Source organism: Massilia sp. YIM B02763 (assembly GCF_030412015.1).
GTDB lineage: Bacteria > Pseudomonadota > Gammaproteobacteria > Burkholderiales > Burkholderiaceae_D > Telluria.
Genome location: NZ_JASNRD010000041.1, coordinates 1 through 18786, shown reverse-complemented (window position 1 = coordinate 18786; position 18786 = coordinate 1). Strand labels below are relative to the sequence as shown.

The window sequence follows — 18786 nt, the reverse complement described above, 5'->3', positions numbered from 1 at the left end:
TCGTTTTGTTCGTCAGCAGCAGAGAAGTGAGATTATGCAGTTTTTCGCTTGAACCGTCAACTTCTTTTTTTCTTCTTCACTGCCGCGTTACGCTGCCTGCCGTGAAGAGGACGCGCAGTATAGCAACCTGCCCTGGGTAGCGCAAGCCCGGTCCCGCGACGTCCTCGAGCCTTCTATATATCAGCGGGTCCCGGCTGGCGGCGCAACTGCTCCGCATCGCGGATGGGCGACGCCCCGAACAGGCGCCGGTACTCGCGGCTGAATTGCGAAGGGCTTTCGTAGCCGACCTCGTAGGCCACGCTGGCCGTCTCGACGTCGCTGCTCATCAGGCGCTTGCGCGCTTCCAGCAAGCGCACCTGCTTCTGGTATTGCAGGGGGCTCATCACCGTCGCCGCCTTGAAGCGGCGGTGCAGGACGGAAGGACTCAGGTGCACGGTGCGCGCCAGCGCGTCGATGCTCAGCGGCTCGTTGTAATGGTTGCGGATCCAGTTGATGGCCTCCCCGACCGCGCGCTCGCGCTGGCCGCCCGTCACGCCGCGGGACAGGGTCGCGCCGCCCGGCCCCGTCACCATGCGGTAGATGAGTTCCTGCTTGAGCAGGCGGCCCAGCACCGGCACGTCGCGCGGCGTGTCCAGCAGGCGCAATACGCGCACGAAGGCGTCGAGCAAGGCATCGTCCGCGCGCTCCACCGTTACCGCCGGCGGATCCGCGGCCGGCACCGGCAAGGAAAGCCCCATCTCCAGCACGAAGGCAGCGACCTCCTTCGGGTCGATGTCGATGCGGATACCATAATAGGGAGCCTCCCCATCCGCCTCGACCACGCGGCCCGACACGGGCATCGCGACCCCCGCCTGGACATAGGACCCCGGCCCGTAATGCAGCACCTGCTGCCCCACCAGCATCTCCTTGCGGCCCTGCACCAGCAGGCAGGCCGATGGGGTCAGGATGCCGCGCCCGACCTCCGTCGGCCGGGCGCGGCGGATCAGCCACAGCCAGGGCAGGTCCGTCGCCTGGTCGACGTCGTCGTCCGGCGCGCCGGACAGGCGCCGCGCGACCAGGCCGCGCAGCTGCCCGATGGATGGATGTTCAGAGGGTGGTGTCATATCCCATGGTGGCCTTGGGTTCCAGGTATTCCTCCAGGCCGAAGGTGCCGAATTCGCGCCCGATGCCCGACTGCTTGAAGCCGCCGAACGGCGCTTCCGGCTCATCATACAGGCCATTCACGAACACGCGGCCGGCCACGATCCGCGCCGCCACCCGGTTGGCGCGCGCCAGGTCGCCTCCGAACACATAGGCATGCAAGCCGTAGGGCGTGTCGTTGGCGATGGCGATGGCATCCTCGTCGTCGCGGTAGGCGATGATGGACAGGACCGGGCCGAAGATCTCCTCGCGCGCGATGGTCATGTCGTTCTTCACGTCGCCGAACACGGTCGGCCGCACGAACCAGCCCTGCTCCAGTCCTGCCGGCCGGCCCGGCCCGCCCTCCAGCAGCGTCGCCCCTTCCTCGATGCCCTTGCGGATATAACCCTGCACGCGCTCCCACTGCTTCTGCGTCACCAGCGGTCCCACCGCGACGTCCGGATCCGACGTCGGGCCGACCTTCAGGGCGCGGAACGCCTGCACCGCGAGTTCCTGGGCCTCGGCCGCGCGGCTGGCCGGCACCAGCAGGCGGGTGCCGTTGATGCAGGCCTGGCCGCTGTTCATCACCGCGGCCAGGGCGGCGATCGGCACGGCCTTGGCGAAATCGGCGTCGTCCAGCAGGATGGTCGGCGACTTGCCGCCCAGTTCCAGCGTGACGCGCTTCATGGTGTCGACGGCGCCGCGCGCGACCGCCTTGCCGACGGCGGTGGAGCCCGTAAACGAGATCTTGGCGATGTCCGGATGACGCGTGATTTCGGCGCCGACCGTCTCGCCGCGGCCCGTGACGATATTGAAGACGCCCGGCGGCAGCCCGGCGCGGTGCATGGCGCGCGTCAGGACTTCCGTCTGCACGGCGCTCAATTCGCTCGGCTTGATGACGGCGCTGCTGCCGGCGGCGATCGCCATCGCCAGCTTGCCCGCGATGAAGCCCGCGTTCGCGTTCCACGGCGTGATCATGCCGACCACGCCGTGCGGCACCATGGTCACGCGCGCGCCGCCGACCTGGCGCTCGAACGGATAGTCGGCCAGCAGCTTGCGCGCCAGCGCGAACGAGGCGGCGGAGCGGCGCGCGGTGCCGACGGCCATCGCCATGGTGCCGCCGTATTCCTGCACCATCGCCGCGACGATCTCGTTTTCCGCCGCCTGCACTTCGTCGTGCAGGCGCTGCAGCCACTCCATGCGCTGCGCGCGGCTGGCCTGCGACGTGGTCGCGAATGCGGCCTTGGCGGCGGCGATCGCGCGCTGCGCGTCGACCTCGTCGGCCAGGACGACGGTGGTGGTTTCCTGCCCGGTGGCCGGGTCGACGAGGACCAGGCGCTCGGTGCCGTGCGGCGCGACGAAGGCGCCGTCGATATAGATCGTGTCGATGGTATGCATGCTGGACTCCTTGTTGGTCATGGATCCATGGTAGGAGCCCGAGCCTGCATGGCGGTAGACCGATCCTGACGAAGGATTGCCCGATCCTGCCGATGGATGGGGAAATGGGCAATCCTCCCCCGTTCGGCGGATGACGCCCCTCTTCCCATCTTTTAAGGTCCTTACCAATTTTGTAACGAAAGGAGTCCGATGTCGCCCTTCCCCTTCGCGGCACGCCTGCTCGTGCCGCTGTGCGTCGTCGTCCTGCATGGCCCGGCCCTGGCCCAGCACGGGGACATGCACGGCGCCATGCAGCACAACCCGCACCAGGCCGCGACGCCGGCCGCCCGTCCGGTCTTCGTCGCCAGCAGCGCCAAGCCGTTTCCGGCGCTGATGGCCGACGCCATGGCCGTCATGGACGACGGCATGGCGCGCGCGCCGATGAACGGCAATCCCGAGCACGACTTCGTCACGATGATGATGCCGCACCACCAGGGGGCCATCGACATGGCCAGGGCCGTGCTCCTGCATACCAAGGATCCCGGACTGCGCAACCTCGCGCTCGGGNCGACTTCGTCACGATGATGATGCCGCACCACCAGGGGGCCATCGACATGGCCAGGGCCGTGCTCCTGCATACCAAGGATCCCGGACTGCGCAACCTCGCGCTCGGGATCATCGCCGAGCAGCAGAACGAGATCAACGTGATGCAGGCCTGGCTGAAAAGTCACCCACAACGGAAAGGAGAAAAACAGTGAAATCGAAGTCCTTCCTTCTGGCGGCAGGCGTCGCACTGGCAGCGCAGGCCGCGTCGGCCCAGCCGACCGGCGCCGACCGCATCTACACGGCGGACCAGAATACCAACACGGTGTCGGTGTTCGACCCGTCGACCAACAAGCTGCTCGGCCAGATCAGGCTGGGCAACCAGCGCCCCGACGTGCTCTCGCCCCTGTACCGCGGCGAAACCAACGTGCACGGCATGGGCTTTTCGCCCGACCACAAGACGCTGCTGGTGATCTCGAACGGCTCCAACTCGGCGATCTTCATCGACACGGCGACCAACAAGGTCAAGGGCAAGACCTATGTCGGCCGCTCGCCGCACGAAGGCTTCTTCACGGCCGACGGCAAGGAGGCCTGGGTGGTGGTGCGCGGCGAGGACTATATCTCGGTGATCGACCCGGCGACGTACAAGGAGATCCGGCGCATCCCGACCGCCGTCGGCCCGGGCATGGTCCAGTTCCTGCCGGATGGAACGCTGGCGTTCTGCGTCTCCAGCTTCACGCCGGAGGTCGACGTCATCGACGTCAAGACGCACAAGGTGATCAAGCGGATCCCCGTGGTCAGCCCGTTCTCGCCCTTCCTGCAGTACACGCCCGACTACAAGGAAGTGTGGATGACCCACAAGGACGTCGGCAAGGTCACGCGCATCGATGTGCGCACGCAGGCCGTCACCCAGGTCATCGACACGGGCCCCATCACCAACCACCTTTCCTTCGCCACCGTCCACGGCAAGGTGTATGCCTATGTGTCAGTGGGCGGCGAAAACGTCGTCAAGGTGTACAGTACCGACAAGGAAGCGAAGCTGGTCGCCACGATTCCGACGGGCGCCCTGCCGCACGGCATGTGGACGTCGGACGACAGCAGCCGCGTCTACGTCGGCCTGGAAAACGGCGACGGCGTCGACGTCATCGACCCGGCCGTGAACAAGGTGGTGGCCCACATGGGCGGCGGCCAGGCGCCCCAGGCCCTGATCTTCCTGTCCAAGGTGGCACGGCCGGGCAGCGCCGACAACCTGGTCCCGCGCGTGAACGACGACCCCGTCAACGTCAAGCTCAAGCCCGTGCACGAGCAAGGCCGCGGCTTCGTGGTCGCGCGCAACCTGGGCTTGGTCGATGCGTTCGAGGTCTCGCTGTTCAAGCTGAAGCCGCAGACGATGTACAGCGTCTACCTGGCCGGGCAGGATGCGCCGGTGGCGAACTTCAAGACCGATGCGAAGGGCGCCGCCAACGGCAGCGTGATCGGCCCCGTGAAATCGTATGCGGGTGCACAATCGGGAGGCAGTGGAGCGGGCCACCGCATCGTCGTCATGGAAGGCAATGCGAAAGCCGATGCGGCGCAGGCCGTGCTGGTGGACGCCGGCTAAGTACTCGAACAGAAAGAAATGTGAGTTTTGGCGAACAGAACCGGATGCGATGCAAGGCGGCGACCGCGCCGCAGTGCGAGCACTGCAAGTGGGAGCCAACGCAGCAGCGCGCCGGTTCTGGAAGCCAAAAACACATTTATTTCTGGGCGAGTACTTAGGCCCGGATGAGGCGCTGATCAGGACCGGATCACCTGTTCGAACGCCTGCGCCGCCTTGCTGCGGTAGCGCTCGCGGTGCCGCAGCAGGAAGAAGGGACGCGGCGGCAGCGCCAGCGGCGCCCTGGCCAGCAGGCCCGCCGCGATATAGGGCGCTGCCACCAGTTCCGACAAGCCGGCGGCATAGCGTCCCGTCATCACGGCCGCGCGCACGGCTTCGTTGGACGGCAGCGTCAGGGCGACGTTCAGCGCCGCCACGTCGATGCCCTGCCCGGCCAGCATCGCCTCGAACACGGAACGCGTGCCCGAGCCGGGCTCGCGCATGATCCACTGCGCGTCCTGCAGGTCGCGCGCCAGCAGCCAGCGCTTGTTCGCCCACGGGTGGCCGGGGGCGACAACGACGGCCATGCTGTCGTGCCCGACCTCGTCCAGCGCCAGCGCCTCGTCGGCCACCGTCCCCTCGATCAAGCCCAGGTCCGCGCCCCCTTCGCGCACGGCGGCCGCCACCGCCTGGGTATTGCCCACGTCCAGGTGCACGTCGATGTGCGGATAGGCGTCGCGAAAGCGCACCAGCAGCGGCGGCAGCCAGTAGCTGGCGATCGTCTGGCTGGCGTGGATGGCGAGCGCGCCGCGCTGCAAGCCCGCCAGCTCGGCCAGCGCGCGTTCGGCGCCGGCGGCGCGTGCCAGCGTGGCGCGCGCCTCGTCCAGGAAGATGCGGCCGGCCGCATTCACTTCGATGCGCCGTCCGACGCGGTCGAACAGCAGCGTGCCGTAGCGTTCCTCGAGTCCGCGGATCGACGCGCTGACGGCGGACGGCGTCAGCGCCAGCGCGTCGGCCGCGCGGGTCAGGTGCTGGCGCTCGGCCACGGCGACGAAGATGCGAAGCTGTTCGAGGGTCATCGTTCGATTCTACTACACGTTTTGTTCGATATTTCAAGATGGACCGAACGATGGCGCCGGTTCGATACTGGAGACTCTTCAATGGAGCCCACCATGAACAACAAGATGATCCAATTCATGCCCGGCCTGGTCCTCAGTGCCGCCGTCACCCTTGCCGCCTGGCTGCTGGAACTCGTGGAGGTCGGCATCTTCGGGCGCGCCTGGCTGGAAAGCCTGGTGCTGGCCATCCTGCTCGGCAGCCTGATCCGCACCTGCATGCCCGTCCCGGAGCGCTTCGAGCCGGGCATCCGCTTCTCGGCCAAGATCCTGCTCGAAGTCGCCGTCGTGCTGCTGGGCGCCTCGGTCAGCGCGGCCGCCATCCTCGAGCGCGGCCTGCCGCTGCTGGGCGGCATCGCCCTGTCGGTGGTGCTGGCGATCGGCTTCAGCTATGCAGTCGGCAAGCTGTTCCGCCTGCCGCACCGCATGGCGCTCCTGATCGCCTGCGGCAATTCGATCTGCGGCAACTCGGCGATCGCCGCCGTCGCCCCCGTCATCGATGCGGACGGCAAGGACGTCGCCGCGGCCATCGCCTTCACGGCGGTGCTGGGCGTCGTCGTCGTGCTGCTGCTGCCCGTGCTGGACCATGCGTTCGGCATGACGACGCTGCAGTACGGCGTGTTTGCCGGCATGACCGTGTATGCGGTGCCCCAGGTGCTGGCCGCGGCCGCGCCCGTGTCGCAGGCCAGCCTGCAGGTCGGCACGGTCGTCAAGCTGGTGCGGGTGCTGATGCTGGGCCCGGTCGTGCTGCTGCTGTCGCTGTTCGGCCGCCAGGGAGAGCAAGGCGAGCAACGCCGTGCGCCGGCGCTGTCGCACCTGGTGCCGTGGTTCATCGTCGGTTTCCTGGGCCTGATGGCGCTGCGCTCGTTCGACCTGCTGCCCCATGCGCTGCTCGCTCCGGCCCATGTGGGGGCCGGCTGGCTGACCAGCATGTCGATGGCCGCGCTGGGCCTGGGCGTCGATGCCCGCTCGGTGCTGCGCGCCGGCGGCAAGGTCAGCCTCGTCGTCGTCGTGTCCCTCGTCGGCCTGGGCGCGATCAGCTGGAGCCTGATCGCACTGCTGGCGATTCGCTGAGGTTCGCTGATGTGGCACGGGCACAACTTGCAGACAGTGTGACCACGGGTGCGGAGCGCGGTTCCCCTCGGTTCAGCACCAGCTGATACCGGTCTGCGTCCGGGCAAGTCGCCACGTGCCTTCCGCCGTTTCGTTCAAAATGCTTGCATTACACACCGAGGAGCGTAATAGTATGTGCGATAAACGAGGAAGGGACGGGAATCCACCCTAGCCGCATTCCTCGGAGAACAGTCCGCAAAAAATAACGACGGCCATGGCCGTCAGTTAAGGACACAGGAGACAGCATGCTGGAGATTGCCGTGGAACACGTCAAGCGTGTCCACTCGGTCGTCCGTGGGCGGCTCGAGTCGGATCACGCATTGGGGACAGCCTCCCCGCAGCACAAGCGCACAGTACACCATCCAGGCACCGCCAACCGGATCACGCAATCGTGGATCCGGTGTCTCAACGAATACAAGCTCGACCCCGGCAGCTGCATCGACCCCGAAGTGGTGTCGGCCGCCGAGCTGCAGGAGCGCCAGGAACGGCTGGCCGACGTGCAGGCCGTGGCCAAGGTCGAAATGGCCAACCTGTACCAGCAACTGGCCGGCTCCGGCTACGCGATCATCCTCACCGACCGCGACGGCGTGCTCCTCAATTACTTCGGCGACCCGGCCTTCACCCATGCGGCTTCCCGGACCGGCCTGATGCCCGGCGCCTTGTGGAGCGAGCGCGTGCAGGGAACCAACGGCATGGGCACCTGCCTGTTCGAGCGCCGTCCGCTCACCGTGCACCAGGACGAGCACTACCTGTCGCGCAATATCGGCCTGTCATGTGCAGCTGCACCCATCTTCGACCACGAAGGCGACCTCGTCGGCGTGCTGGACGCCTCCGGCGAATCGCGCCTGGCGCAGCAGCACACGCTGGCGCTGGTCAATATGTCGGTGCAGATGATCGAGAACCGCGTGTTCCTGCACCGGTTCCGCCACGAATACATCGTCCGCTTCCACAACCGGCCCGAATTCGTCGGCACGCTGAGCGAGGGCGCGATCGCCCTCAGCGTCACCGGCAAGGTGCTGGCCGCCACGCGCTGCGCGCTGTTCCAGCTCGGCCTGCGCAGCCACGACGAGATCGTCGGGCGCGACATCGGCGAACTGTTCAACGTGACTTTCTGCGGCCTGATCGATTCCAGCATCCGCAAGTCCTCGCACCCGGTCCCCGTCTTCGAGACCCGCAGCGGCGCGCGTTTCTTCGCCGTGATGTACCAGCCGGTGGCGCCCGCGCATGCGCGTCCCGTCCTGCGCGGCGTGGCGTCGGAAGACGGCGGCGCGGCCTGCTCGGCCCTGGATGCCCTGCATTTCGGCGATCCGCGCATGGCAGCCAGCGTCGAGACGGTCAGGCGCGTGCTCGAGCGTAACGTCGCCATCCTGCTGCAGGGAGAGACGGGCACCGGCAAGGAGATGTTCGCGCGCGCCGCCCACCGGTCGAGCAGCCGCGCGGCGCGGCCCTTTGTGGCGATCAATTGCGCATCGATTCCCGAAGCCCTGATCGAAAGCGAGCTGTTCGGCTACCGCTCCGGCGCCTTCACCGGCGCCAGCAAGGATGGCCAGCGCGGCAAGCTGCTGCAGGCGAACGGCGGTACCCTGTTCCTCGACGAGATCGGCGACATGCCCATCGAGCTGCAGGCGCGGCTGCTGCGGGTGCTGGAAGAGCGCGAAGTCGTGCCGCTTGGCGGCGACACGCCCGTCAAGCTCGACATCCACCTCATCAGCGCCACCCACTGCGACCTGCACAAGAAAATTAGCCAGGGGACGTTCCGCGAAGACTTGTACTACCGCCTGCAGGGGGTGACGATCACGCTGCCGCCCCTGCGCGAGCGCCTCGACCGCTGCGCCCTGATCCGCCACCTCGCGCTCGAGGAAAGCGACGAGGGCAGCCCGGTCGAGCTCGACGACCGCCTGCTGGACATGCTCGAGCGGCAACGCTGGCCGGGCAATGTGCGCCAGCTGCGCCACCTGCTGCGCACCATGGTCGCCTTGCGCGACAGCGACCTGCTCACGGTGCACGACCTGCCGGACGACTACCGTGCCATCGCGCCGGCCCCGCTCGACGGCGGCAACGCTGCGCCCGACGTGACGGATACGCCGCCGGAGGAGGCTGCGGACCCGGCGCCGCCTGGGCAAAAGCTGAATCCGCTCGAAAGCGCGGAACGGCGCGCCCTGCTGCAGGAGCTCGCGAGGCACGAATGGAATCTGAGCGGCGTGGCACGGGAATTGAACATCAGCCGCAACACGCTGTACCGCAAGCTGCAGCGGTTCCAGATCAAGCCGCCCGACAAATCCCTGTTTCACTGAGCCCCATTTCATCGATACCCTGCCGAGCATGCATCCGCCATGGCTGCCCGCTACACGTCCACCGCCATCTTCCTGCACTGGCTGATCGCGCTGCTGCTGCTCGGCCAGTTCGCCTTCGGCGTGCTGCTGGGCGACATTCCCCGCGGTACGCCCGAGCGCGGCTTCTACGTCAACCTGCACAAGAGCAGCGGCATCCTGATCGGCCTGCTGGTCCTGTTGCGCATCGGCTGGCGCCTGGCCCACAAGCCGCCGCCGCTGCCCGCCGCGATGCCGGCGTGGCAACGGCATGCCGCCCGGTTGAGCCATGTCGTGCTGTACCTGTGCATGGTGATGCTGCCCCTGTCCGGCTACCTGGCCTCGAACTTCAGCAGGTACGGTGTCAAGTTCTTCAACATCGTCCACTGGGCGCCCTGGGGCCCCGACGACAGGACCTGGTATGCGTTGTTCAACCAGACCCACCACGCCGCCGCGCTGGTGCTCGCCATCTTCGTCGCGCTGCACCTGCTCGCAGTCGCCAAGCACGTGCTGGTCGACCGCGATGGCCTGTTGCTGCGCATGTGGCCGGCGCGTGTCCGTCCCCTTCCCGCTCGACCAACCCCATCTCCGGAGATCCGATGAATCCACGACGCCACACCGTCCGCCTGCTGCTTGCCACGGCATTCGCCACGACATTGTCCGCCGCGTTGTCGCCCTTGCACGCCGCGCCGGCAACTGTTCCCGCAGCACTGGCGTACGTGCCGAACGAAGGATCGGGGTCGATTTCCGTTATCGACACGACGACCGATGCCGTCGTCGCGGAACTGCCCGGAGGCACCAAGCCGCGCGGCCTGGCGGTGGGGCCGGACCGGCGCTGGCTGTACGTCAGCGACCAGCCCCACAGCCGCCTGCAACTGGTCGACCTGGCGTCGCGCAAGCTCGGCCCCGCGATCGCGCTGGGCGAGTCGCCCGAAGGCGTGGGGATCTCCCCGGACGGCCGCTGGGTCGTGACGGCCGTGGAAGGCAAGAACGAGATCGTGGTGACCGATACGCGCGGCAATACGCTGGCGTTCTCGATCAAGGTGCAGGGCAAGAATCCCGAGCACGCGGTCTTCAGCCCGGACGGGCGGCTGCTGTTCGTGAGCGCGGAGGAAGGCGAGGCTGTCGACGTCATCGATTTCGCCGCCCGCAAGCAGGTAGCCCAGGTGGCGGTGGGCGCGCGCCCGCGCGGCATCGGCTTCCTGCCGGACGGCAAGCGCGCCTATGTCGCCACCGAGAACGCCAACGAGGTATTCGTCATCGACACGGCCGGCTTCGCCGTCCTCGCCCGCATCAAGGCCGGCCTGCGCGCCAACGGCATCGCCGTCCATCCAGACGGACGTGAAGTGTATGTATCCAACGGCGGCGACGCCAACGTCTCCGTCATCGACACGGCCACCGACAAGGTCGTGGCGACGATCCCCGTCGGCCAGCGGCCATGGAATATGGCATTGACGCCCGACGGCAAGAAACTGTATGTGGCCAACGGGCGCTCGAACAATGTCTCCGTGATCGACACGGCCAGCCGCACCAAGCTGCGCGACATCCCGGTCGGCAAGCTGCCCTGGGGCGTGGTGATCCGCTAGGTAACAGGATTCCTCGGATTCCTCCGGGTTTCCTTGGACCTCCTCGGGTCTTCCGTCACCGACCCGGCGTCTCAGAAAGCGCCGACGTCCACGCTGACGGCGCGGCGCATGGCGGACGGTATCGGGACCGGTGCCGGCCCTCTCAGCAGGTCGAGCACCAGGCCGGCCGGATTGCAGCCGATCGATGCGTGCAGGCCCGCATAGGCGGCGGTGAGGCGCGGATTCACGTCGAGCACCACCGTGCCCTGCGGCGTGAGCACGAAATCGATGCCGACATAGCCCCACAGGCCGGGAATGGCGGCGGCCACCTGGTGGGCCAGGCGGGCGAGCGCGCCGTCGTCGTCGCCCAGGCCATTGACGACGCTGCCGAGAAAATAAAACCGGTTGTCGCGCATCGCCACCCGCTCCTGGTTGCAGGCCAGGACCTGGGCCGCGCCGTCGCGGCAGATCAGCGACAGGCTGCCCAGCTTGCCGGCGACGAAAGGCTGCAGCACATAGCCATCGGCCGCGTTGGCGCGGATCCATGCCAGTGCTTGCGCGCGGTCGCTGAACAGCAGGGTATCGAGGCAACCGGCGCCATCGTCGGGCTTGACCACCCAGGGACCGGCAATCTGCGGCAAGGCTCCGTACGGACTGTAGGTGGCCACCGCCGCCACGCCGCCATCGGCCAGCGCGCGCGCCAGCTTGAGCTTGCTGGCGGCGACCTCGACGGCGCCCGGGGCACTGCCCAGCAGGATGCGCTTGCCGTCGAGGACGCCGCGCGACAACTGTTCGAGCGTGCCGCCCGTCTCGCATGCGAGCGGCCACACGGCATCGGCCGCGCGCATTCCTGCGGCGAAATGCGTACCGAAGGGTGGTTCGGCGTATACCGCCTCCAGCGATTCGCCCACGCTGTAGGCCGGGATGGCCGCGCTGCTTGCGTTTCCGCCCACCTTGCCATCGACCGTTGTGCCGGTGGCGCCATCCACCCCGGCGCTCGCAGCAGGAGCGCCCGGTCGGCCGCTGCTTGCCGTCACGACCTCGACATCGGACAGCGCGCCGAGATCGGCAAGCAGCGCCTGCAGCAGCATGCCGTCCTGGCGCCTGATCCCTTGCGGCAGCGCCCGTGCGGCCGCCGGACCGCGCGCGGGAGCGGCGCGATGATCGAACACGAACACTTTCAAGCTTGCCATCCATGCCTCCGGCAGGTTGCATGTCCATGTGCACGGCCGCGCCGGCAATCATTGTCGCGGATGCGTGACGCCGGCCAGCGTGAGCGTCTCGTCGATTGCCGGCAAGGCGGCGGAGGAATTCTTGGCCGGGGCGGCCGTGGCGACGACGGTCGCGTCCCGCCTCCTGCCGTGCTCCCGGCCCTTTTCCTGCACCATATTCCAGTTGGTCAGCGAACTGCGCAGCTGGAACAATTCGCCCGGCACCTGTTCGCTGAAGACGAAGGTATAGGTCTTGTGCACAAAGCGTTCGAAGCGCGCATGCATCGGATCGTCCAGGTAGGGCTGGATGCGCACCGTCCGCGCCGGCAGCGACTTGCCGTTCCAGGTAATGGTCTGCATTTCGACGCGCGCCCGTTCCGCCAGCGCCATCCGTATCCGCTTGCGGAAATACGCGGCCGAACCGCCGGTCAGGCGGCTCATCTCGGCAATGTCGCGCTCCAGGAAACCGAGCAGGACTGGATTGCCGTGCGCATCCTCGAGCGCCGGCACCTCGTGTGCATGCGCCCCTGACAGGAAATGCAGCGTGGCGCGGATGCTTCCATTGCCCTTGGCGCCCGACGCGCCGGCGCCCTTGCCGGCAGCGAGGTCGAGCCTGACCTCGTCGCTGAAGCCGGGCTCGACATTGCTCACCCTGCGGAATGTGTACACGAGCACGGCGGGGGGTGCCACATGGGCCAGGTGGTCGGTGTCGAACAGCAGCGTCTCGGCCGGCGAGACGGCGCCGGCGCCGGGTTGCGTGGCCTCCTGCCGACTGGCGTTTCCATGTGCCGGCTCATCCGTCTGCTTATTGACTGGCTTATTGGCTGGCTTATTGGCTAGCTTATTTGCCCGCGTATTTTCCGGCGTAGTTGCCGGCTGATCGGCTGACGCATCTGCTCGCGCATCGACCTGCGACGGCAACAGGACGGCACCCGACGCCGCGAGCAGCAGCGCCACCCGGCGCCAGCCAATCACGCGGCGCTTCCTGCCGGGCGGCGGCGCTTGCCGGGGCAGCGTCATCGCGGGGCCCCCGGCCGGCCGGACGCTGCGTGCAGCGCCTGTCCGTCCTCGTCGAGCAGCGGGACGCCATACTGTTCGAGGATGGCGTTGATCTTGCCCTGGTTGGCGTCGATCAGCCGGTCGATGCGCTGCTTGAATTCCTTGTCGCCGTGGCGCACGGCCATGGCGATGTCGAAACCCAGCTTCATTCCGGGCCGCGACTTGAGCGGCACCGCGACGATGGGCGCCGCACGCGTCGTGCGCGCGAAGTAACCGGCGATCGGTCCCCATACGAAGGCCACGTCGATCTTTCCTCCCGCCAGGTCACGCTCGATGACCTGGCCGGGGTACTGCTCGGCGTCGCCGGACTGCACCTGGTACCACTCGACCTGTCCCATCAGGTCGTTCTTCAGCAGCCAGTCGGTGACCGGCGAGGCGGTGAACACGCCCAGGCGCAGTTTGCTGCGCTGCTCGGGCGCGAGCGCCAGCAGGTCGTCCAGGTCGCGCACGCCGTCCAGCCCCTTGCCGCGGCCCTTCGCATACACCAGCGCATAGCTGGAGTGATAGTAGGGATGCGTCGTGGCGGCCATCTCGAATCCCGTCGGCACGCCGGTGACGAGGTCGCACTTGTAGCGGTCCGCGTGCTCTTCCTTCGCACGCAGCGTATTGCGGATGAAGCCGATGCGTTGCGGGAACCAGGTGGTCTCCAGCTTCCAGCCCAGCTCCTGGGCGAACAGCGCGGCGATCCGGTTCTCGAAGCCGGCCTGGGAGCGGTTCGAGAACGGCAGGTTGTTGGGGTCCTGGCACACCCGCAGCACCTTGTCCCCGCCTGGTCCGGCGGCGTCGGTCTGCTGGGCGGCGGTCTGCTGGGCGGCGGCCGGGAACGCCTGCCAGCCGAGGACACAGACGCATCCGAGCGCGGCGAGCCGGACGTGCGCGCGCACGGCGGTGTTCATTTGCCGATCTCCTGCAGGCGGCCGGGCTGGATCGCGCCATCCGAGCGGCCCTTGAGGTAGGCGTAGAGGTTGTCGATGTTGTCGACGACCATCTTGCTGCCGTCGAAGTTGGGCATGCCCTTGTCGATCCGCCCTTTCAGGACGGTCTCCTTGAACTGCTCCTTGCTCAGCGTCTTGAGGCTGGCGACCAGCGACGGCCCGACCATGCCTTCCTGTGCGGCGCCGTGGCAGCGTTCGCAGGCCAGCGCGCGCCACGTGCGCCAGCCGCTCAAGGTGTGCGCATCGACCTTGTTGCCGTCGCTGACCTGGTAGGGCGCCGCGTCCGCCGCCTGGGCGAGCGCGGGCGCGAGGACGGCCGCAAACGAGACGATGCCGCCAGCGCCCGCGGCAAGCAGGGCTTTCATATGGGTGTTCATAGCGATTCCTTCGATGTGCCGGACCGGACGGCGGCGCTGGACGCCGTCTGCCGCGGCGGATCATTCCGAGCGCACGAAGCGCGCACCTGGCGCGCCGCGCGCGGTTCACGTTCAGCGTTCGGGCAGGGCGAACACCGTCAGCACGCCGCCCAGTTCCGTGTACTTGGCGAGGTCCTTGTAGCCGCCGACGGCGCCCAGGCCCTCGGTTCCCTTGGTCAGCCCTGCTGCCAGGCCGATGCCGGCCCAGCCGCCGATCCCGGACAGCACGCCCACATACTGCTTGCCCTTGTACTCCCAGGTCGTCACGTTGCCGATGATGCCGGACGGGGTCTTGAACTTCCACAGCTCCTTGCCGTTCAGGTCGACGGCCTTCAGGTAGCCTTCCAGGGTGCCGTAGAACACGACGTCGCCGGCGGTGGCGAGCGCACCGCTCCACACCGAGAAGCGTTCCGGCTTGGACCAGACCATCTTGCCGCTACCGGCATCCCAGGCGATGAAGTTACCCATGCCGCCATGGCTGTTCGGCGCCGCGTACATCGACAGGGTCGAGCCGACATAGGGCTGGCCGGCCGTGTACTCGATCTGGAACGGTTCGTAGTCCATGCACACGTGGTTGGTGGGCACGTAGAACAGGCCGGTCTTGGGCGAATAGCTGGCCGGCTGCTGGTCCTTGGTGCCCAGGGCCGAGGGGCACACGCCCTTGGTGTTCACGTCCGGGCCATTCTTGTCGGTGCTGTACTTGGCGACCACCTGCGGGCGGCCGCTCTTCATGTCGACGTGCGTGGCCCAGTTCACGACGGGGTCGTATTTTTCGGCCACCAGCAGTTCGCCGCTCACGCGGTCCATCGTGTAGGCGAAGCCGTTGCGGTCGAAGTGTACCAGCGCCTTGCGCGGCTGGCCCTTGACCTTGATGTCGGCCAGGATCATTTCGTTGACGCCGTCATAGTCCCACTCGTCGTGCGGCGTCATCTGGTAGACCCACTTGGCCATGCCCGTGTCCAGGTCGCGCGCGAAGATCGTCATCGACCACTTGTTGTCGCCCGGCCGCTGGCGCGGATTCCAGGTGCTCGGATTGCCCGTGCCGTAGTAGACGAGGTTGGTGTCCGGATCGTAGCTGTACCAGCCCCAGGTGGTGCCGCCGCCCAGCTTCCACTGGTCGCCCTGCCAGGTCTTGAGCGAAGAGTCGGCGCCGATCGGGGCCATCTTGCCATCGGTCCAGGTCATGGTCTTGTTCGGGTCGACCATCAATTCCTTGTCCGGTCCCGTGCTGTAGGCTTTCCATAGCACCTTGCCGGTATTGATGTCGTGCGCCGTGATGCGGCCGCGCACGCCGAACTCGCCGCCGCTGATGCCGGTCAGGATCTTGTCCTTGAAGATGTGGGGGGCATTGGTGGTCGTCTCGCCGATCTTGGGATCGCCCACCTTCACCTTCCATACTTCGTTGCCCGTCTTGGCATCGAGTGCCACCAGCGTGGTGTCGGCCTGCTGCAGGAAGATCTTGCCGTTGGCATAGGCCAGGCCGCGGTTGACGGTGTCGCAGCACATCACGGGGATCACGGTCGGGTCCTGCTTCGGTTCGTACTTCCAGCGGATGCTCTGGTCTTCCAGCGCAATCGCGAACACCTTGTTCGGGAAGGGGCTGTGCAGGTACATGGTGTCGCCGATGACGAGCGGGCCGCCCTCGTGGCCGCGCAGCACGCCGGTCGAGAACGTCCAGGCGACGGTGAGGTCCTTGGCGTTCTTGCTGGTGATTTGCTTGAGTTCGCTGTAGCGGTGGTTGTTCAGGTCGCCGGCCTGCATCGCCCAGTTCTTCGCATCCTTGGCCAGCCTTGCGGTGTCCGTATCGGCAGCGTGGGCCAGGCCCGCGCCCAATGCCAGGCATGCGGACCAGCAGATGAGTCTCGATTGCAATGACATGGTTAAGTCTCCTATGATTTTTATTCGGCCGGCTGCCCTGCACCCCACTGCGGCGCCTCCACCAGTCGTACAGCATGTAACGTGCCAGTGTCCGCTTGCCCCTCTTCCAAGGGGCGGACGGTGCGCCGCGCGACGACGTGCTCAAGGTACGGAACAGGTGCGCGGTTCACCTGTATCGTTCCCGGCACAACGCCGCACAGCCGCCTCAACGCTGCGGCACGGCGCAGGCCTTGCTGGCGCTGGCCTCGATCGTCTTGTACTTGCTGGCCATGTCCTTGGCCGATCCGGCATCGCGGAACAAGCCGCCCCTCTCCCCGCCCAGCCCCTGGTTGCGCAAGGCGGTCGACATCGCCACGTAGTCGTCGTAGGGAAGCTCCCTCGCGATACGATCGATGACGCAGGAGCACTTGTAGAGGAACTCATACTTGCCGTCGTGCTTCTGCATGCACTCCAGCACATACTCGACGCGGCCGCTGGTGGGGAAATCGTCGGCATGGGCCGCCAGGGGAAGGGGCAGCAGGAGAAGCAGCGCAAAACGCACGAGCAAACGCGAGAGCAAACGCAAGAATGTCATTCCGGTCTCCGGTCATCGTTTCATCGGGTCGATCAGGCGGGCGACTAGTCCTTCAGCACGCCGCGCTGGCGCGCGACATGGGTGGCCATCGCATCCATCAGCGGCGGCGACAGCACGTCGTAGGGCGGCAGGCCCATGTCGTTCAGGCGAGCGCGCACGGCGCCCATGTTCTCGGGACGCGCGCCCGATTCGATGATCGAGGACACGAAGGCGGCGAATCCCGGCGGCGCCCAGCCGTGTTGCGGCGACAGTTCGGTGTGCACGAAATCCAGGCCGTAGAACGCATGGTCCTTGTTCTCGATGCGGCCGAACATGTGGACGCCGCATACGGTGCAGGCATGGCGCTGGATCGTCGCGCTCTGGTCGACGACCGCCAGCTTCTCGCCATGGGCCGTCACCTCGACCTTGTCGCGTCCGACCACGGCGATCTGCGAGAACAGCGATCCGTCCGGCTTCCAGCATTTGGTGCAGCCGCACACGTGGTTGTGGGCGACCTGCCCCTTGACCTCGACCGTCACCGTGTCGGTGGCGCAATGGCAGGACAGCGTCCCGCCGGAAAAGTCCGGAGCCGCCGGCGCAATGCCGGAATCGACCGCCGGGTGAATCTTGACCGCTTCGCTCATGGTCGCACTCATGTTCGCTCTCCCAAGTTGCTTGCTTTGGACTGCGTCGTGGATCAGTAAAGGACCACGGACCGGATCGACTGGCCGCTCTTCATCAATTCGAAACCGTCGTTGATGCGCTCCAGCGGCAGCGTATGGGTGATCAGGTCGTCGATATTGATCTTGTTGTCCATGTACCAGTCGACGATCTTCGGCACGTCGGTGCGGCCGCGCGCGCCCCCGAAGGCGGAACCCTTCCACTGGCGTCCCGTCACCAGCTGGAACGGGCGCGTGCTGATTTCCTGGCCGGCGGCGGCCACGCCGATGATGAAGGATTGCCCCCAGCCCTTGTGGCAGCATTCGAGTGCCTGGCGCATCACCTGCACGTTGCCGATGCATTCGAACGCGTAGTCGGCGCCGCCGTCGGTCAGCTGCACGATGTGGTCGACCACGTTGTCGACTTCGTTCGGGTTGACGAAGTCGGTCATGCCGAACTTGCGCGCGATCTCGACACGGCCGGGATTGATGTCGACGCCGATGATCCTGTCCGCGCCCACCATCTTCGCCGCCTGGATCACGTTCAGGCCGATGCCGCCCAGGCCGAACACGACGACGTTGGTGCCCGGCTCGACCTTTGCCGAGAACACGACGGCGCCGACGCCCGTGGTGACGCCGCAGCCGATGTAGCAGGCCTTGTCGAACGGGGCATCGTTGCGGATCTTGGCGACGGCGATTTCCGGGACCACGATGTAGTTCGAGAAGGTCGACGTGCCCATGTAGTGGTAGATGGGATTGCCGTCGAGCGAGAAGCGCGACGTCCCGTCGGGCATCAGGCCGCGGCCCTGGGTCGCGCGGATCTGCTGGCACAGATTGGTCTTGCGCGACAGGCAGAATTTGCATTGCCGGCATTCGGGCGTGTACAGCGGGATCACATGGTCGTCCTGCTTCACCGACGTCACGCCGGGCCCTGTCTCGAGGACGATGCCGGCGCCTTCGTGGCCGAGGATGGCGGGAAAGATGCCTTCGGGGTCGGCACCGGACAGCGTGTAGTAATCGGTATGGCAGATGCCGGTCGCCTTGATCTCGATGAGGACCTCGCCGGCACGCGGGCCTTCGAGGTCGACATCGGCGATCGACAATGGCGCCCCGGCCTTCCAGGCAATGGCGGCTCTGGTTTTCATGCGGTCTCCTGGTCGAATGGTTGGACGATGCTGCAGATGCATGTCCAGCCAATCGCAAGGGCCGTGCCAGCGTCGCTGCACAGGGGACCCATGCATGGCGACGCTCCGGGAACGCAACAACCGGCCTGCTGTGCTGTTCAGACTTTGATCAGGTGTACCGTTTTTCGGCGCACCAAAGCAAAAAACCCCACCAGGATCACCTGGTGGGGTTTT

17 protein-coding genes and 1 pseudogene are annotated in these 18786 nt (G+C 66.8%); 7 read left to right on the top strand and 11 right to left on the bottom strand.

Annotated elements, in window-relative coordinates:
- Positions 1-173: 173 nt before the first annotated feature.
- Positions 174-1103, bottom strand: a complete 930-nt coding sequence (locus QPK32_RS25955) for an AraC family transcriptional regulator (protein ID WP_290415672.1) — start codon at positions 1101-1103, stop codon at positions 174-176.
- Positions 1087-2517, bottom strand: a complete 1431-nt coding sequence (locus tag QPK32_RS25950) for an aldehyde dehydrogenase family protein (protein WP_290415671.1) — start codon at positions 2515-2517, stop codon at positions 1087-1089. The genes QPK32_RS25955 and QPK32_RS25950 overlap by 17 nt, the downstream gene beginning before the upstream one ends.
- Before the next feature lie 189 nt (positions 2518-2706).
- Here QPK32_RS25950 and QPK32_RS25945 point away from each other — a divergent pair, with 189 nt between their 5' ends.
- The 3 genes and pseudogenes from QPK32_RS25945 to QPK32_RS25935 all read left to right on the top strand — a co-directional run bounded on the left by QPK32_RS25945 (position 2707) and on the right by QPK32_RS25935 (position 4639).
- Positions 2707-3081 carry a DUF305 domain-containing protein gene (locus QPK32_RS25945; RefSeq protein WP_290415670.1) on the top strand — a complete coding sequence of 125 codons (375 nt, stop codon included), beginning with the start codon at positions 2707-2709 and terminating at the stop codon, positions 3079-3081.
- Positions 3078-3254, top strand: a pseudogene (locus tag QPK32_RS25940) (DUF305 domain-containing protein); the annotation flags it as partial. The gene QPK32_RS25945 and the pseudogene QPK32_RS25940, both read left to right, overlap by 4 nt.
- Positions 3251-4639, top strand: a complete 1389-nt coding sequence (locus QPK32_RS25935) for a hypothetical protein (protein ID WP_374046794.1) — start codon at positions 3251-3253, stop codon at positions 4637-4639. The pseudogene QPK32_RS25940 and the gene QPK32_RS25935, both read left to right, overlap by 4 nt.
- Before the next feature lie 176 nt (positions 4640-4815).
- On the opposite strand, the gene QPK32_RS25930 is transcribed toward QPK32_RS25935, so the two are convergent.
- Positions 4816-5694: a LysR family transcriptional regulator gene (locus tag QPK32_RS25930; protein WP_290415669.1), complete on the bottom strand. Its 879-nt coding sequence runs from the start codon at positions 5692-5694 to the stop codon at positions 4816-4818.
- A gap of 93 nt (positions 5695-5787) precedes the next feature.
- On the opposite strand from QPK32_RS25930, the gene QPK32_RS25925 reads away from it, so the two are divergent.
- The 4 genes from QPK32_RS25925 (at position 5788) to QPK32_RS25910 (ending at position 10738) form a co-directional block, all read left to right on the top strand.
- Complete coding sequence (locus tag QPK32_RS25925) at positions 5788-6804, top strand: YeiH family protein (protein ID WP_290415668.1); 1017 nt, start codon at positions 5788-5790, stop codon at positions 6802-6804.
- A 284-nt stretch (positions 6805-7088) separates the two neighbouring features.
- A complete protein-coding gene (locus QPK32_RS25920; protein WP_290415667.1) occupies positions 7089-9137 on the top strand; it encodes a sigma-54-dependent Fis family transcriptional regulator in 2049 nt (682 codons plus the stop codon).
- A gap of 39 nt (positions 9138-9176) precedes the next feature.
- Positions 9177-9755 (top strand): cytochrome b, encoded by a 579-nt coding sequence (locus tag QPK32_RS25915; RefSeq protein ID WP_290415666.1) that lies wholly within the window; start codon positions 9177-9179, stop codon positions 9753-9755.
- Entirely contained in the window at positions 9752-10738 is a 987-nt protein-coding gene (locus QPK32_RS25910) for a beta-propeller fold lactonase family protein (protein WP_290415665.1), read from the top strand. The genes QPK32_RS25915 and QPK32_RS25910 overlap by 4 nt, the downstream gene beginning before the upstream one ends.
- Before the next feature lie 71 nt (positions 10739-10809).
- Here the strand turns inward: QPK32_RS25910 and QPK32_RS25905 are convergent, their stop codons facing one another.
- The 8 genes from QPK32_RS25905 to QPK32_RS25870 form a co-directional block, all read right to left on the bottom strand.
- The gene (locus QPK32_RS25905; protein ID WP_290415664.1) at positions 10810-11910 is read right to left on the bottom strand and encodes an ATP-grasp domain-containing protein; all 1101 of its coding nucleotides are present in this window, start codon (positions 11908-11910) and stop codon (positions 10810-10812) included.
- Between the two features lie 48 nt (positions 11911-11958).
- Entirely contained in the window at positions 11959-12903 is a 945-nt protein-coding gene (locus tag QPK32_RS25900; RefSeq protein ID WP_290415663.1) for a hypothetical protein, read from the bottom strand.
- Positions 12904-12944: 41 nt separating this feature from the next.
- Positions 12945-13883: a quinoprotein dehydrogenase-associated putative ABC transporter substrate-binding protein gene (locus QPK32_RS25895; protein WP_290415662.1), complete on the bottom strand. Its 939-nt coding sequence runs from the start codon at positions 13881-13883 to the stop codon at positions 12945-12947.
- Positions 13880-14287: a c-type cytochrome gene (locus QPK32_RS25890; protein ID WP_290415673.1), complete on the bottom strand. Its 408-nt coding sequence runs from the start codon at positions 14285-14287 to the stop codon at positions 13880-13882. Before QPK32_RS25890 ends, QPK32_RS25895 begins: the two co-directional genes overlap by 4 nt.
- A 123-nt stretch (positions 14288-14410) precedes the next feature.
- On the bottom strand, positions 14411-16216 hold the full coding sequence (locus QPK32_RS25885; RefSeq protein WP_290415661.1) for a methanol/ethanol family PQQ-dependent dehydrogenase: 1806 nt from the start codon (positions 16214-16216) through the stop codon (positions 14411-14413).
- A 205-nt stretch (positions 16217-16421) separates the two neighbouring features.
- On the bottom strand, positions 16422-16790 hold the full coding sequence (locus tag QPK32_RS25880; protein ID WP_290415660.1) for a hypothetical protein: 369 nt from the start codon (positions 16788-16790) through the stop codon (positions 16422-16424).
- 44 nt (positions 16791-16834) lie between these two features.
- Entirely contained in the window at positions 16835-17425 is a 591-nt protein-coding gene (gene gfa, locus QPK32_RS25875) for an S-(hydroxymethyl)glutathione synthase (protein WP_290415659.1), read from the bottom strand.
- Between the two features lie 41 nt (positions 17426-17466).
- Entirely contained in the window at positions 17467-18573 is a 1107-nt protein-coding gene (locus tag QPK32_RS25870) for an S-(hydroxymethyl)glutathione dehydrogenase/class III alcohol dehydrogenase (RefSeq protein WP_290415658.1), read from the bottom strand.
- Between the last annotated feature and the right edge of the window lie 213 nt (positions 18574-18786).